The following is a 14,151-nucleotide window of genomic DNA, read 5'->3' on the forward strand; positions in this document are numbered from 1 at the left end:
AGCCCGCCGAAACGGCATTCCAGCAGGCGTCCTCTCGGACTTTGTCTGCTGGAATGCCGTTTCGCGCTAATGGGACTAGATGTTGAAGCGGCCGGCGAAGCCGCGCAGCGGCACGTCGGCGCTCGTCAGCAGCCCGGGCGAGGCCGCCACCACCGACGCGATGGCATTGAGTGCGGGCAGCCCCGTCACCGTCATGCCGATCGAGGCGAACGAGGTCGGATCAGACAGGTCCACACCGGGTTTCGGGAAGATCATGTGCTTGTTATAGACGCACGGATCGCCCTTGATCTGAGTGATGTAGCAGCCCTTGATATCCCAGCTCGGATCGGTGTGCGGGGTCATCTGCCATTCCAGATGGGTTTCGACGCGCGGCACGCCGTCGACCATGCCCTGGTATTTGATGTAATTGCCGCCGAGCGATCCCTTGGGCAGCGTGTACCAGCCCAGGTCGACATCCTTGGTGCAGGCGCCGAGTTCGTAGGTGAACTTGACCTCGTCGAGCTCCAGCCCGAAGCAGTCGGCCATCATCAGCACGCTGTCGGCGAAGACCCGGGTGTATTTCTCCAACTTGCCGGGGATCGACGGGTCGTCGACGGGCAGGCCGTAGCCGACCTCGATCCAGGTGTCCTTGCTGTGATGGCATGACACGTCGACGGATTCGATGGTGGTGACGTTCTCGATCTCGGCGACATCGGCCGAACACACCACGCCCAGGATCTGGTTGACGCCGGGGTTCATGCCGGTGCCGTAGAACGTCGACCCACCCTTGGCGCAGGCGTCGGCCAGCAGCTGCGATACCGGCTTACCGGAGGGATGGGGGTGGTTGGTGTCGCGGTGCCAACCGGTGATCCAGTCCGCGGTGGTGACGATATTGATCCCGGCCTCAAGGACTTTCACGTACAGGTCCTCGTCCGGAAAGACACCGTGGAACGTCAACACGTCCGGACGCGCCGCGATGATCTCGTCGATCGAGCCGGTGGCCACCACGCCGATGGGATCGATCCCGGCGATCTCACCGGCATCGCGACCGACCTTTTCCGGTGAGTAGCAATGCAATCCGACCAGTTCGAGATCGGAGCGATGGCCGAGACGTTTGATCATCTCGGTGCCGACATTGCCGGTCGCCACCTGGAATACACGGATCTTCTCGGTCATAGGGTGTCCACTTTCCTCACTCTTGCCAGATCTGCGGCACTGCCGCCGCGACCGTCGGGATAGAACTGCATGGCCCACTTGCGGATTGCGGTGAAGCCCTCGTACTCGGCGGTGGCCAGCGCCGGAGGATCGGAATATCGCTGGTGTGACCAGATGTGAATGTCCTGGGTGAACTGGCGGATCACCTCGTCGCCGAATTCGGCGGCGCGCTCGGCGGCCCGGGGAGTGTCCTTGCCGGGGGTTCGGCCGATGTAGACCATGAACCGCACGTCCGAGGTGGACTCGTCGACGGGGGTGACCGCCGAGATGGTGCGGTTGTCGATCATTCCCCAGCTCTTGGTCACCGCGATGCCCAGACCGCCGTTGACCGCCTCCACGCCGCTGCGCACATCGTCGATCGACTGCTGATCGTCGCCCTCGAAGGTGATGGTGAAGTCGACGTAGGAGATGGGCGCGGCGAAGTCGTGGCGGGTGAATACCGGCACGATCGGGGTCTGGTGCACGTACTTGAAGTGCGCGAAGTCGACGCCGTTCTCCAGTACATACTGCGGATGAAGCTCGAGCGCCTCGCGGAACAGTCGCTGCTGGGGGTAATAGTCGGCCGCGCTGCTGCCGTCGGCGAACGACGCGAACACGTCCGGCGCCTCGAAGAACGGCTCACGCCCCTCGATGTCGTGCCAGATGTAGATGGCCTCGTTGCGTTCGGCGACCGGGTAGGTGCGCATCCGGCGGCCGCGGTTGGGCCGCTCCTGATACGGGATGCAGACGTTGCGGCCCTCGGTATTCCACTGCCAGCCGTGGAACGGGCACTGGATGACCTCGCCGACGACGTGGCCACCGAATCCGAGGTGGGCGCCGAGGTGCTCGCAGAAGGCGTTCATCACGGTCACCTGCCCGGATTCCGAGCGCCAGGCGACCATCTCCTCGCCGAAGTACTTCATGGCGTGCACAGCGCCGACGCCAACCTGGTCTGACCAGGCGACTTGGAACCATCCTGTCGGTTTCATCGACAACGGTGGTTTGGCCATGACGCGAATCGTAGGAGGTTCTGTGAAACTTTGGAAGAGTTTTGGTAGAGGGTTCTGCGAAACTTGTCCCGCCCGGCTAATCTCTCGGAGATGACCGAGACGGAGGCGGGCGCGCGGCGGACCAACCGGCGCGGCCTCGCCACCCGGGAGAGCATGCTGGAAGCCGCGCGTAAGGCGCTGGCCACCGGCGACCCGGGAGCGGTGTCGGCCAACCGGATCGCCAAGGAGATCGGTGCCACCTGGGGCGCCGTGAAATACCAGTTCGGCGACATCGACGGATTCTGGGCGGCGGTCCTGCAGCGCACCGCTCAACGCCGTGCGGGCATGCTGAGCCGGCGTGACGACGGTGTGCCGCTACGTCAACGCGTCGCCGGCATCATCGACCTGCTCTATGACGGGCTGACAGCCAGCGATTCGCGGGCGATCGAGAATCTGCGCGCCGCGCTGCCACGGGACCGCGCCGAACTGGAACGGCTCTACCCGAAGACCGCAGCCGAACTCTCGTCGTGGGGACAGGGATGGCTGCAAACCTGTCAGCAGGCCTTCGCCGATCTCGACGTGGACCCCGAGCGGATCCGCGAGGTCGCCTCGTTCATCCCCGGCGCGATGCGCGGCATCACCTCCGAGCGTCAACTCGGCACCTATACCGACCTCGATGTGGCCCGGCGGGGCCTCACCAACGCGATCGTCGCCTACCTCGAAGAGTCCCGGTTGCATCGCTCTGATCACCGGTAACCGGGTTGTGACCTCACAAGGTGGGGGCATTTCCGCCGTCAACAAGTAGGCTAGGCCCGATGGTCCCGCTCTGGTTCACGCTGTCCGCACTCTGTTTCGTGGGTGCGGCCGTATTGCTGTACGTCGACATCGACCGTCGGCGTGGGTTGGGACGGCGCCGCAAGTCGTGGGCGAAGTCGCATGGCTTCGATTACGAGCACGAGTCGCACGAGATCCTCAAGCGCTGGAAGCGCGGGGTGATGTCGACCGTCGGTGACGTCACGGCCAAGAACGTCGTCCTCGGCCAGATTCGTGGCGAGGCGGTGTTCATCTTTGACATTGAAGAGGTGGCGACAGTGATCGCGCTGCACCGCAAGGTCGGCACGAACGTCGTCGTCGATCTGCGGCTCAAGGGCATCAAGGAGCCCCGGGAGAGCGACATCTGGCTGCTCGGCGCGATCGGTCCGCGGATGGTGTACTCCACCAACCTCGATGCCGCTCGCCGCGCGTGCGACCGCCGGATGGTCACGTTCGCCCACACTGCTCCCGACTGCGCCGAGATCATGTGGAACGAGCAGAATTGGACGCTCGTCAGCATGCCGGTCACGAGTACCCGTGCCCAGTGGGACGAGGGACTGCGCACTGTGCGTCAGTTCAACGACCTGCTGCGGGTACTGCCCCCGGTCCCGCAGAACGGCGTGGCACCGCAGTCCGGTCAGGGCAGCCAGGCTGCGCTGGCCCGTCGGGCAAGCTCGCCCAGCCGCCCGTTGGCGCCGACCCCGGCCGGGCGTCGCGAGCTGCCTCCGGGCCGGGCCGATGCGGCACCCGGACGTGGTGATGTGGGCCGTTACACCCAGCCGCGCCAGGAGCCGGGCCGCCCGGATGCGATCCGTCGCACCCCGCCGCCGGCCCGCAACGGGCGTCACGCACCGCACTACCAGCGCTAACCGGCGCAACCGAGCAGTTAAGTACCCTCTAGGTCGTGCCTCGTCCCCTCGCGCTGATCACCGGACCGACCTCGGGGCTCGGCGCCGGATTCGCCCGCCGCTACGCGCGTAACGGTTATGACCTCGTCCTCGTGGCGCGCGACGCGGCACGGTTGGAACAACTTGCCGCCGAACTGCACGACGAAGCCGGTGCAGACGTCGAAGTGCTGCCCGCGGACCTCGCGTCCGCCCCGGACCGGTCCAAGGTCGCCGACCGGCTGCGCGACGGGGTGCAGGTGTTGGTGAACAACGCCGGATTCGGCACATCGGGTGAATTTTGGAATGCCGCCCTGGCGCAGTTACAGGCCCAACTGGATGTCAACGTCACCGCGGTGATGGAACTGACCCATGCCGCGCTGCCGTCGATGATCGAGGCAGGCAGCGGCACCGTCATCAATGTGGCCAGCGTCGCCGGGCTGGTGCCCGGGCGCGGATCGACCTATTCGGCTTCCAAGGCCTGGGTCGTCTCGTTCACCGAGGGGTTGGCCAACGGGCTGGGTGGCACCGGGGTCGGGGTGCACGCGCTGTGCCCGGGATTCGTCCACACTGAGTTTCATGCCCGCGCGGGCATCGACATGGCAGGCACACCGTCGTTCCTGTGGCTGCAGGTCGAGGACGTGGTGCGCGAATGCCTGGCCGACGTGGCCGCAGGCAAGGTGGTCATCGTGCCGGGCCTGCAGTACAAGGTGCTCACCACCGGGGGCCGGATGGCTCCACGAAACCTGGTGCGTGCCATGACAAAAGCAGTGGGAAAAGGTCGTGGGAGAACTTAGAACAGAACTGACGTGGCAGTGCGGGCGCTGATCGCGGCGGTGATGGCGGTACTTCTCGTCGTTACCGCGGGCTGCACGTCCGATCAGCCGGAACGCACCTATGAAGCGTCGACCGCCGAGCTCGGCGAGTCGCTCGACATCCTCGGGTGGCATCTGAAGGTGTCGGATCTGCGGTTCGACTCCGAACATGTGCTGGTCGACGTCGAGGGCTCGGCCTCGGGCGATGCCCGTGCCAAACCCGAGGACATCCGGTTCGGTCTGTATGGCGCCCTGGCGCATCCGATCGAGGCCGACGCACTCCATGGCTGCGACGGGATGGACAACCTGGGCGTCCGGCCGTTATCGGCGCCGTCGCCTGACAAGCTCAGCGGCACAGTCTGTTTGGGGCCACAACGTGAGCAGAACCAGGTGCGCGGGATCTATGTGTACTCGCCGCGCGAGCGCATCCCGGGAACCACGGTGGCCTACCCGGCGGCCTTTCCGGTGGGGATGCTGCCCACCAGCGTCAACGACACCGGTGTCACCGTCAAGACCTCCAGCGTCGATGCATTCAGTGCCGACGGCGGTCAGTTGGCACCGACGGCGATCGGTGACCCCACGGCCTTCGCCGGCAAGGGGTACATGCTGCTGGGGCTCGAAATCGACGGTGCAGCAAAGCGTTACGGAGAAGACGCGGCGGCCCGCGGCGGTCCGCTGATGGTGGTGGCCGGCCCGACGCTGCCGCCGCCGGGGCTCAGCCATCTCTGCTCGGTGTACGGCTCGTCGGTGCTGCTCCTGCCGGAGGCTTCGCGTCAGGCGGTCAACGTCCGGGCGTCGCTCTGCACGCAGGGAGAGATGAATGCCGCGCTGCTGTATGCGTCAGTGTCGGTGATCGGCACCCACGCCGCGCTGTGGACCACCGGTGGCTGAGAGCGTCGGCCCGACGGAGTGGGGCGAGGCCCCGGGTGTGGGCCCGTGGGAAGGGCCGCTACCTGTCGGGGACGCGCGCTACGACCCAGAGCTGCTGCGCGACGGCGACACCCGCAATGTCGTTGACGCCTACCGGTATTGGACCCGGGCGGCAATCATCGCCGACATCGACCGGCGGCGACACCGGCTGCACATCGCGATCGAGAATTTCGGCAACGACGCCAACATCGGAGCGGTGGTGCGCACCGCCAATGCCTTCGCCGTCGACACTGTGCACATCGTCGGGCGGCGCCGGTGGAACCGGCGTGGCGCCATGGTCACCGACCGCTACCAGCGGCTCTGCCACCATGACACCACCGCTGAATTGCTGTCTTTCGCCGCCGACACCGGGTTGACCGTCGTCGCGGTGGACAACGTGCCCGGCGCCGTGCGGCTGGAGCAGACCGAACTGCCCCGCGACTGCCTGCTGATCTTCGGTCAGGAAGGTCCGGGCATCACGCCGGAGGCGCAGGCCGGGGCGGCTGTCACGGTCTCCATCGCTCAGTTCGGCTCGACCCGCAGCATCAACGCCGGAGTCGCGGCGGGAATTGCCATGCACGCGTGGATCACTCGCCACGCGGATTTTTCGCAGGCCTGGTAGCTCAGAAGGGCGCGCGGAAAACTGTCCGACATGCCGCCAATTCGGCGGCCCGGTAAGGCAGGATCGTCGATATGGATCAGCTATGGGCTAACCGCGCGGCCAGTGCCGAAGCCGCGATCACCCAGCGACACCTGACGAAACTGTGGGGGCTGCCGGGCACCCAACTCGGTGTGGTGGCCTGGCCGTCGACCAAGAAATACCGCAAGTTCGGAACCTGGCACTACTGGTGGCAGGCGCATCTGCTGGACACGCTGGTCGACGCGCAGGTGCGTGATCCGCAGCCTGAGCGCAAGACCCGGATCGAGCAGCAGATCCGTGGACACTGGCTGCGCAACAACCTGTCCTGGACCAACAACTACTACGACGACATGGCCTGGCTGGCGCTGTCCCTCGAGCGGGCCGGGCGCCTGGTCGGGGTGGAAAAAGCCCATGCGCTCAGAAAGCTGTGCACGCAGTTCGTCGACGCCTGGGTACCAGAGGACGGCGGCGGTATCCCGTGGCGCAAACAAGACCAGTTCTTCAACGCGCCGGCCAATGGTCCGGCCGGGATCTTTCTGGCCCGCTATGACGACCGGCTGCGTCGGGCCCAACAGATGGCCGACTGGATCGACGACACCCTGATCGACCCCGAAACCCACCTGGTGTTCGACGGCATCAAGGCCGGCTCGATGGTGCGGGCCCAGTACACCTACTGCCAGGGCGTGGTGCTCGGGCTCGAGGTCGAACTCGCGGTGCGGACCGGCGACGTCCGGCATGCCGAACGGGTCCGCCGCCTGGTGACCGCGGTGGACAAGGAGATGGCACCCGACGGCGTCATCAAGGGCGCCGGGGGTGGTGACGGTGGGTTGTTCAACAGCGTCCTGGCGCGGTACCTAGCGCTGGTGGCCACCATGTTGCCGGGCGACAGCCCGCAAGATGAGGCCGCGCGTGAGACGGCCCGCTCGATCGTGCTCAAGTCGGCCGAGTCGGCGTGGAGTAACCGCCAGACCGTGGACGGGTTGCCGTTGTTCGCTGCGTTCTGGGACCGGACCGCTGAGGTACCCGTTGCCGAAGGAAAGCAAGCTGAGTTCGTCGACGGTGCGGTCAACGCATCGGCGATCCCCGAACGTGACCTGTCGGTCCAGGTGTCGGGGTGGATGCTGATGGAGGCCGCACATACCTTGGCCGGGTAATCGCGGCCGGCAGGACCTGCCTACCAAATAGAAAAATGGTCGGACCATAATGGGTGTGTAGATGTCTGACGAATTTGTGAAGTAGGTCGTGAATGGAAAGGGTCGCTCGGACCTCGTTGGTCGATGTCGTCGTCGCCGGGTTGCGGGACGAGATCAGAAACGGTAGCTGGCCGGTTGGTGCGAAGATCCCCACCGAGGCGAAACTCGTTGAGGCACTTGGAGTCAGCCGTCCTTCGGTTCGTGAGGCGGTGCGTTCACTCGTCCAGTCCGGCCTGCTGGAGGCGCGGCAGGGCGACGGGACCTACGTGGTCGCAGACGACGAGACGACGGTTGCGCTGCGGCGGGTGATCGGCGCAGCGGACCTGGTCGAGGCGCAGCTGGTGCGTCACACGCTTGAGGTGCTGGCGGCGCGTGAGGCCGCGGCCCACCGCTCGGCCGCGGATATCGAGGCCTTGCGCGCCGCAGTTGCCGGGCGCCGAAGCGCCAAAGCCAAGGCCGATCTGGACGCGTTCATCGATCACGATGTTGCCTTCCACGTCACGGTGGCCCGCGCGTCACACAACTCGCTGCTGTGCGAGTTCATCAAGTCCTTCGAGACTGTGATGCGTGATGTCGATCATGCCGCGATGTGCATGCGGATCCCCGATGATCCGCACCGGGAGTTCCACAACGATCTGTACAACGCCATTCAGCGGGGTGACCAGGCTGCCGCGACGCGTGCCGCGGTCCACGGGCTCGATGTCCACGAGCGTCACCTGTACGCCATAGGTAACTGAGGAAAAAGCAAAGGTCTCCTGCCGGTGGACCGGCAGGAGACCTCTCACGGACTGCGATTACTTGCTGTCCGACTTGCTCTTGGTGCCGGCGCTCGCGTCACTCGACGATGCGCTGGAGCCGCTCGACGTGCCTGCTCCCGCGGCAGACGAGATGTTGTGAATATCGAGGTGGGGCGCGGAAGGCGGCACCGCCAACGGTGACAGCGCGATCGCGCTCGCCCCCACCAGCGCGATGCCGGTCGGCGCGAGCTTCTTCGCGCGAACACTGTGTAAATCGTTCATTCTTCGTGTCCTTGTTATGGGCCATATGGGCCGTGCCTGGTGTGAGCGTCATCACCGTAATTGGGTGATTTTCAGAACTCCAAAACAATAGTTATGGAACTGGAATTCAAGGCGTAGTAGAAATAGCTGGAAATACTCACCGGGTTCTCAGGAGTTCCCCAGGATTGGCTACCATGGTGCTGAAACGGTCGTCGATGACCACCCGAACGCGCTGGTCGGATATTTAGCTACGCCTGTAGTCAGATATCATCAAATCATCTGACAGCAGATGATCCCATGGTCAGGCGATTGATTATTTGAGCGGCGAAAAGGCCCCATTTGCGGTGGCTGTTCGATTCTTCTTTTTTGCGCGTAAGTCAAGCGTGTCCGTACCAAAACTGAGCGCGCGCACAGCGAAGGCTAGGTTAGGCATCGTGAGAGACGTGCTCGCCGACGCACTGTCGGTCTGGCGTGCCGGTGGCACCGCGGGCCTGGCGACGGTGGTGCGCACATTCCGTTCCGCACCGCGGCCGGCCGGCGCCGCGATGATGGTGGCCCCCGACGGCACCGTGACCGGGTCGGTATCCGGAGGCTGCGTCGAAGGAGCGGTGTACGAACTGGCCGGCGAGGTGGTCGCCGAGGGCACGCCGGCGCTGCAGCGTTACGGAGTCAGTGACGACGACGCCTTCGCCGTGGGGCTGACCTGTGGCGGCGTCCTCGACGTGTTCGTCGAGCCCGTGTCGAAGCGGACGTTCCCCGAACTGGAAGCTCTGGTCGATGACATCGAAGGGCACCGGCCTGCCGCGACGGCCACCGTGATCGCCCACCCTGACCCCGACTGGGTGGGCCGGCGACTGGTCATCCGCACCGACGAGGTAACCGGCACACTCGGTTCGACCCGCGCCGACAGTGCGGTCACCGATGATGCCAGCGGTCTGCTCGACACCGGCCGCAGCGCGGTGCTGACATTCGGACCCGACGGTGAGCGCCGCGGCGAGGGCATGGAGGTGTTCGTCGCGAGCTTCGCGCCACCCCCGCGGATGCTGGTGTTCGGAGCCATCGACTTCGCGGCCGCCGTCGCCCGCCAGGGCTCACTGCTCGGCTATCGCGTCACGGTGTGCGACGCGCGTCCGGTCTTCGCCACCGCGGCTCGCTTCCCAACCGCTGACGAGGTCGTCGTCGACTGGCCCAACCGGTACCTGGCCGCACAAGCTGCCGCCGGCGCGATCGACGGCCGCACGGTCATCTGCCTGCTCACCCATGATCCGAAGTTCGACGTACCACTGCTCGAGGTGGCGCTGCGGCTACCCGAGATCGGCTACATCGGTGCAATGGGTTCGCGGCGCACCCACGATGACCGGATGGCCCGGTTACGCGAGGCCGGCCTGACCGACGACGAACTCACGAGGCTGTCCAGCCCCGTCGGATTGGACCTTGGCGCCAGGACGCCCGAAGAGACCGCGGTGTCGATCGCGGCCGAGATCATCGCCCAACGCTGGGGCGGCACCGGCACGCCGCTGAACGGCACCGACGGCCGCATCCATCACGAACACAGCCATCACGAACACAAAAAACCGAGCGAATTGAGGAGCGGACAGTGACCCGAGCCAGGATCGATTTCCCCAGCCGGATCGGCGTGTGGTGGGCCAGTGACACCTGGGCCATGCCCGAGGCGCAGCAGGTCGCGCGGGAGATCGAAGCCCTCGGCTTCGGCTCGTTGTTCCTCCCCGAGGTGGTCGGCAAGGAGGCGCTCACCCAGTCGGCAGCGTTCCTCGCCGCCACCGAGCGTCTGGTGGTGGGTACCGGTATCGCCAACATTCACGTGCGGTTGCCGTCGGCCGCTGAATCGGGGGCACGCACCCTCACGGCGCTCTACCCGGGCCGGTTCGTGCTCGGGTTGGGTGTCAGCCATGGACCTCTTGTCGAGCATGGACTGGGTGGCACCTACGCCAAGCCGCTGGCCACCATGCGCACCTACCTCGAGCGGATGGCCGCGGTTCCCGAGCAGATCGAACCCGGCGTCGGACGTCCGCCCCGATTGCTGGCTGCACTGGGCCCGAAGATGATCGAGCTGTCCGGCACGCACGCGGACGGTGCACACCCCTACCTGGTGACGGCCGATCACACCGCGACCACCCGCAAGATCCTGGGGCCGGACCGCTGGGTGGTGTCCGAGCAGGCTGTCGCCATCGGCGGTGACGATGCCGACCAACTGGCGCGTGCGCACCACCATCTCGAGGTCTACAGCGGGTTGCCCAACTACCGGAACTCATGGCTACGGCAGGGTTTCGACGACACCGACCTGGTTCGCGGCGGATCAGACCGGCTGGCGCGCGGCCTCGTCGGCATGGGTTCGACCGACCAGGCGGCCGCGGCGGTCACCGCGCACCTGGATGCCGGGGCCGACCACGTTGTGGTGCAGGCACTGGGAGAGAACCCGACAGCCGATCCGCGCCCGGCGTTGCGCGAGCTCGCGGCCGCACTCGGTCTCGGCTAGGCCTGCGGAGCGTCGGCTTTCTTGGCGGCGCTGCGACGCTTGAGCCACTCGTAGAACATCGGAGCGACGGAGGCGACGACGATCAGGATGAAGATCGGCTCGAGCAGATTCTGGATGATCTCGAACTGACCCAGCCAGTAGCCCAGGAGCACGAGGCCGACGCCCCACACCACCGCTCCCAGGACGTTGAACGTCGTGAACACCGAATAGCGCATCTTCGCGGCGCCGGCGACGAGCGGTGCCAGCGTCCGCACGATCGGCACGAACCGGGCGATGACGATCGCGAACGGGCCGCGCTGCTCGAAGAATGCGTGGGCCTCGTCGAGGTACTTCTGCTTCAGGACCCGGGCGTCGGGTTTGAACATCTCGACACCGATGAACCGACCGATGAGGTAGCCGACCTGTCCGCCGAGGATCGCCGCGACGGGGATGAACACCAGTAGCTGCCAGAGTTCGAAGTTGGCGTCCACCGAGGTTCCCTGGGCGGCGGTGCCCGCCGCGAGCATGCCCGCGACGAACAGCAACGAGTCGCCCGGCAGGACGGGGAACAGCACGCCTGACTCGACGAACACGACGACGAGAATGCCCACCAGGGCCCAGGTGCCGAAGGATCCGATGAGGTGCAGTGGATCCATGAAATCCGGCATGAGCGCCAGATTGGTCGTAGCCTCAGGGAGGGCGGTGTCGATCACGACTCCCAAGGGTACCTGGGCCTCACCAGCGGTCTTCACCTGCGATGACTCACGTCGAGATGGAAGGACATGCCATGCCGATCGCCACGCCTGAGGTCTATGCCGAGATGCTCGGCCGGGCCAAGGAGCATTCCTTTGCATTCCCGGCCATCAACTGTGTCGGCTCGGAGAGCATCAACGCGGCCATCAAGGGTTTCGCCGACGCGGGGAGCGACGGCATCATCCAGTTTTCGACCGGTGGGGCCGAGTTCGCTTCGGGGCTCGGGGTGAAGGACATGGTGACCGGTGCCGTCGCACTGGCCGAATTCGCCCATGTGATCGCCGACAGGTACCCGATCACGGTCGCTCTGCACACCGACCATTGTCCGAAGGACAAGCTGGACACCTATGTGCGTCCGCTGCTGGCCATCTCATCGGAGAGGGTGAGTGCGGGTCGCGCTCCCTTGTTCCAGTCGCACATGTGGGACGGCTCGGCCGTCCCGATCGACGAGAACCTCGCCATCGCCCAGGAACTGCTGAAGCTTTCTGCTGAGGCCAAGATTGTGCTCGAGGTCGAGATCGGCGTCGTCGGCGGTGAGGAAGACGGCGTCGAGGCCGAGATCAACGAAAAGCTCTACACCTCCTCGGAGGATTTCGAGAAGACGATCGACGCGTTGGGCGCGGGCGAGCAGGGGGCCTACCTACTGGCGGCCACGTTCGGAAACGTGCACGGCGTGTACAAGCCCGGCAATGTGGTTCTCAAGCCCGACGTGCTGGCCGAGGGCCAGCGGGTGGCCGCCGCCAAGCTCGGATTATCCGATGACGCAAAGCCTTTCGATTTCGTCTTCCACGGCGGGTCGGGTTCGCTGAAGTCCGAGATCGAAGATTCCCTCAAGTACGGCGTGGTGAAGATGAACGTCGATACCGACACGCAGTACGCCTTCACCCGTCCGTTGGCCGCGCACATGTTCACCAACTACGACGGTGTGCTCAAGATCGACGGCGAGGTGGGTAACAAGAAGTTCTACGACCCGCGCAGTTACCTGAAGAAGGCCGAGGCGTCGATGAGCGAGCGCGTGGTCGAGGCCTGCAACGACCTGCACAGCGCCGGACGCAGCGTCACCGGCGGTTAGACGGCTCAGACGGCCGGTCGGCCGTAGCCGAGGATCCTGGCGATCTCGGCGTCATCGAGGGTGTGCACCCGGATGCCGCCCTCTTCATTGCCACCGATTGTGGTGATCGCGTTGTCATCCACGGTCACAACGAAATTGGTGTGCAACCCGAGCGGGCTGCCATCGGCGTACATCACCACGTCGCCGGTGCGCGGCCGGTATCCCTCCGGATCGGTGAACCGGCCCGCCGCCTGGTAGTACTCCTGCAGCGTGTACACGCCCGGGATCCGCCAGCTCCCCGAGTTCGGGTTGGACAGCGGCTGGCCCGCCTCGTTGAGCACCCAGCTGACGAAGTCGGCGCACCACGGCTCCTCGACGCCTTCGGAGAAGTGGCTGCCGCCGGGCTGGGCGTCGTACTGCGCCTGCAGCACATCGACGATGCGCGCCTGGGCCGGATCGAGTGCGGTGCGGTCGATCTGGGGGAAGGCGACAGGTTTGCCGGGCAGGATGTCGATGGCGCCGGGATGCCGGACCAACAGGGTTGCCAGGCCGACCACGATGACCGCGCCGAACGCGCACAGGGTCAACCAGAGTTTGGGTCCGCGCAGGGTCACCGGACCAGATTAACCGGTCGGTGCCTGGCAGATCTTCCACTGATTGTCGCGGAACTGGAGGTCGAAGCTGCGGGTGGACCGGGTTTGCGGGGCAAATGCCATGAAGCTGGTGACGTTGGCCTCGGCGTGGTCGCCGCTGACGACCACCTGGTCGATGCTGGCCACCACTGGGTACTGCTTGGCGTCCTCCACTCGGGCGTGGGTTTCGTCCCAGGCCTTCTGGTCGTACTTGACGTAGTTCTCCCGGGTGGTGCCGCAGGTCATCGACCGCAGGGCAGCCAGGTCGCCCCGCTGGATGGCCGAGTCGAAGTCCTGGATCGTCGTGCGGACGTCGTCTTCCTGGGATGCCGCCGACGACGATTTGCGGGTCAGCAGGACGGTGCCGAGCACCGCGATCGCCACCAGGGCCGCGATGACCAGGACGACTGCCACCACCCATCCCCAGCTGCGGCGGCCGGCGGGCGCCGGTCGCTGATCCGATTCCTCGCGCGGCGGGATAGATTGCGGGGCTGCACCTTTCGGCACTTCCTCGGTGTCGGTGTCGCCCTCGGCGGGCGGTGCGAACACCTCGGTCTCCGGGTCGGGCGGGGTGTCGATCTTCTGGGTGGATCCGTCGAACCCGGATGGTGCGGTGAAGCGTCGTTCTTCGCTGCGCGCCACCGCCTCGGTGACTTCGTCGGCCGAGCCGATGATTTCGGTGGCCGGCTCGGAGAGCTCGGGTGTGGGGAACGCGGCTGTGGGCAACTCGACCTTCTCGGTCGGGGTGTCGCTCTGGTCGGTGCGATCTTCGTCAGGTCCCGTTGGGTTCGACATCCCTGCTGCGGTCCTCCCGTACGTCGGTAC

Annotated in this window: 16 protein-coding genes; 10 read left to right on the top strand and 6 right to left on the bottom strand. The window is 65.8% G+C overall.

Going from position 1 to position 14,151, the window contains the following annotated elements:
- Nucleotides 1–75: 75 nt before the first annotated feature.
- The gene (locus HBE63_RS29315; protein WP_166908536.1) at nt 76–1,155 is read right to left on the bottom strand and encodes a dihydrodipicolinate reductase; all 1,080 of its coding nucleotides are present in this window, start codon (nt 1,153–1,155) and stop codon (nt 76–78) included.
- On the bottom strand, nt 1,152–2,183 hold the full coding sequence (locus HBE63_RS29320; RefSeq protein ID WP_166908538.1) for a Rieske 2Fe-2S domain-containing protein: 1,032 nt from the start codon (nt 2,181–2,183) through the stop codon (nt 1,152–1,154). Before HBE63_RS29320 ends, HBE63_RS29315 begins: the two co-directional genes overlap by 4 nt.
- 90 nt (nt 2,184–2,273) lie before the next feature.
- Between HBE63_RS29320 and HBE63_RS29325 the strand changes: the two genes are divergently transcribed.
- The 7 genes from HBE63_RS29325 (at nt 2,274) to HBE63_RS29355 (ending at nt 8,153) form a co-directional block, all read left to right on the top strand.
- Nucleotides 2,274–2,918, top strand: coding sequence for a TetR/AcrR family transcriptional regulator (locus HBE63_RS29325; protein ID WP_166908540.1), 645 nt, complete (start codon nt 2,274–2,276; stop codon nt 2,916–2,918).
- A 59-nt stretch (nt 2,919–2,977) separates the two neighbouring features.
- Nucleotides 2,978–3,844: a trehalose monomycolate transport factor TtfA gene (gene ttfA / locus HBE63_RS29330; protein WP_166908542.1), complete on the top strand. Its 867-nt coding sequence runs from the start codon at nt 2,978–2,980 to the stop codon at nt 3,842–3,844.
- Nucleotides 3,845–3,879: 35 nt separating this feature from the next.
- Complete coding sequence (locus HBE63_RS29335) at nt 3,880–4,656, top strand: SDR family oxidoreductase (RefSeq protein ID WP_166908543.1); 777 nt, start codon at nt 3,880–3,882, stop codon at nt 4,654–4,656.
- Between the two features lie 18 nt (nt 4,657–4,674).
- Nucleotides 4,675–5,565 carry a hypothetical protein gene (locus HBE63_RS29340; protein ID WP_166910379.1) on the top strand — a complete coding sequence of 297 codons (891 nt, stop codon included), beginning with the start codon at nt 4,675–4,677 and terminating at the stop codon, nt 5,563–5,565.
- Complete coding sequence (locus tag HBE63_RS29345) at nt 5,558–6,205, top strand: RNA methyltransferase (protein ID WP_208301246.1); 648 nt, start codon at nt 5,558–5,560, stop codon at nt 6,203–6,205. Before HBE63_RS29340 ends, HBE63_RS29345 begins: the two co-directional genes overlap by 8 nt.
- A 71-nt stretch (nt 6,206–6,276) precedes the next feature.
- A complete protein-coding gene (locus HBE63_RS29350; RefSeq protein ID WP_166908545.1) occupies nt 6,277–7,377 on the top strand; it encodes a glycoside hydrolase family 76 protein in 1,101 nt (366 codons plus the stop codon).
- 92 nt (nt 7,378–7,469) lie between these two features.
- A complete protein-coding gene (locus HBE63_RS29355) occupies nt 7,470–8,153 on the top strand; it encodes a FadR/GntR family transcriptional regulator (RefSeq protein WP_166908547.1) in 684 nt (227 codons plus the stop codon).
- Between the two features lie 57 nt (nt 8,154–8,210).
- On the opposite strand, the gene HBE63_RS29360 is transcribed toward HBE63_RS29355, so the two are convergent.
- Nucleotides 8,211–8,435 (bottom strand): hypothetical protein, encoded by a 225-nt coding sequence (locus HBE63_RS29360; protein ID WP_166908549.1) that lies wholly within the window; start codon nt 8,433–8,435, stop codon nt 8,211–8,213.
- A 413-nt stretch (nt 8,436–8,848) separates the two neighbouring features.
- Here HBE63_RS29360 and HBE63_RS29365 point away from each other — a divergent pair, with 413 nt between their 5' ends.
- Nucleotides 8,849–10,015 carry an XdhC/CoxI family protein gene (locus HBE63_RS29365; RefSeq protein WP_208301247.1) on the top strand — a complete coding sequence of 389 codons (1,167 nt, stop codon included), beginning with the start codon at nt 8,849–8,851 and terminating at the stop codon, nt 10,013–10,015.
- Nucleotides 10,012–10,911, top strand: coding sequence for an LLM class F420-dependent oxidoreductase (locus tag HBE63_RS29370; protein ID WP_166908551.1), 900 nt, complete (start codon nt 10,012–10,014; stop codon nt 10,909–10,911). The genes HBE63_RS29365 and HBE63_RS29370 overlap by 4 nt, the downstream gene beginning before the upstream one ends.
- Here the strand turns inward: HBE63_RS29370 and HBE63_RS29375 are convergent.
- Complete coding sequence (locus HBE63_RS29375) at nt 10,908–11,558, bottom strand: DedA family protein (RefSeq protein ID WP_166910383.1); 651 nt, start codon at nt 11,556–11,558, stop codon at nt 10,908–10,910. The genes HBE63_RS29370 and HBE63_RS29375 overlap by 4 nt on opposite strands.
- Before the next feature lie 119 nt (nt 11,559–11,677).
- On the opposite strand from HBE63_RS29375, the gene fbaA reads away from it, so the two are divergent.
- Nucleotides 11,678–12,715, top strand: coding sequence for a class II fructose-bisphosphate aldolase (gene fbaA / locus HBE63_RS29380; protein ID WP_166908553.1), 1,038 nt, complete (start codon nt 11,678–11,680; stop codon nt 12,713–12,715).
- 5 nt (nt 12,716–12,720) lie between these two features.
- On the opposite strand, the gene HBE63_RS29385 is transcribed toward fbaA, so the two are convergent.
- On the bottom strand, nt 12,721–13,308 hold the full coding sequence (locus HBE63_RS29385; RefSeq protein ID WP_166908555.1) for a CHAP domain-containing protein: 588 nt from the start codon (nt 13,306–13,308) through the stop codon (nt 12,721–12,723).
- A gap of 9 nt (nt 13,309–13,317) precedes the next feature.
- Entirely contained in the window at nt 13,318–14,121 is an 804-nt protein-coding gene (locus HBE63_RS29390) for a DUF4878 domain-containing protein (RefSeq protein ID WP_166908556.1), read from the bottom strand.
- Between the last annotated feature and the right edge of the window lie 30 nt (nt 14,122–14,151).

This window comes from Mycobacterium sp. DL440 (assembly GCF_011745145.1).
GTDB lineage: Bacteria > Actinomycetota > Actinomycetes > Mycobacteriales > Mycobacteriaceae > Mycobacterium.

Bases quoted from the DNA above. Each gene is read 5' to 3' on its own strand.
- ttfA (WP_166908542.1), top strand. From the start codon at position 2,978: ATGGTCCCGCTCTGGTTCACGCTGTCCGCACTCTGTTTCGTGGGTGCG.
- HBE63_RS29315 (WP_166908536.1), bottom strand. From the start codon at position 1,155: ATGACCGAGAAGATCCGTGTATTCCAGGTGGCGACCGGCAATGTCGGC.
- HBE63_RS29325 (WP_166908540.1), top strand. From the start codon at position 2,274: ATGACCGAGACGGAGGCGGGCGCGCGGCGGACCAACCGGCGCGGCCTC.
- HBE63_RS29320 (WP_166908538.1), bottom strand. From the start codon at position 2,183: ATGGCCAAACCACCGTTGTCGATGAAACCGACAGGATGGTTCCAAGTC.
- HBE63_RS29350 (WP_166908545.1), top strand. From the start codon at position 6,277: ATGGATCAGCTATGGGCTAACCGCGCGGCCAGTGCCGAAGCCGCGATC.
- HBE63_RS29355 (WP_166908547.1), top strand. From the start codon at position 7,470: ATGGAAAGGGTCGCTCGGACCTCGTTGGTCGATGTCGTCGTCGCCGGG.
- HBE63_RS29390 (WP_166908556.1), bottom strand. From the start codon at position 14,121: ATGTCGAACCCAACGGGACCTGACGAAGATCGCACCGACCAGAGCGAC.
- HBE63_RS29360 (WP_166908549.1), bottom strand. From the start codon at position 8,435: ATGAACGATTTACACAGTGTTCGCGCGAAGAAGCTCGCGCCGACCGGC.
- HBE63_RS29375 (WP_166910383.1), bottom strand. From the start codon at position 11,558: ATGCCGGATTTCATGGATCCACTGCACCTCATCGGATCCTTCGGCACC.
- fbaA (WP_166908553.1), top strand. From the start codon at position 11,678: ATGCCGATCGCCACGCCTGAGGTCTATGCCGAGATGCTCGGCCGGGCC.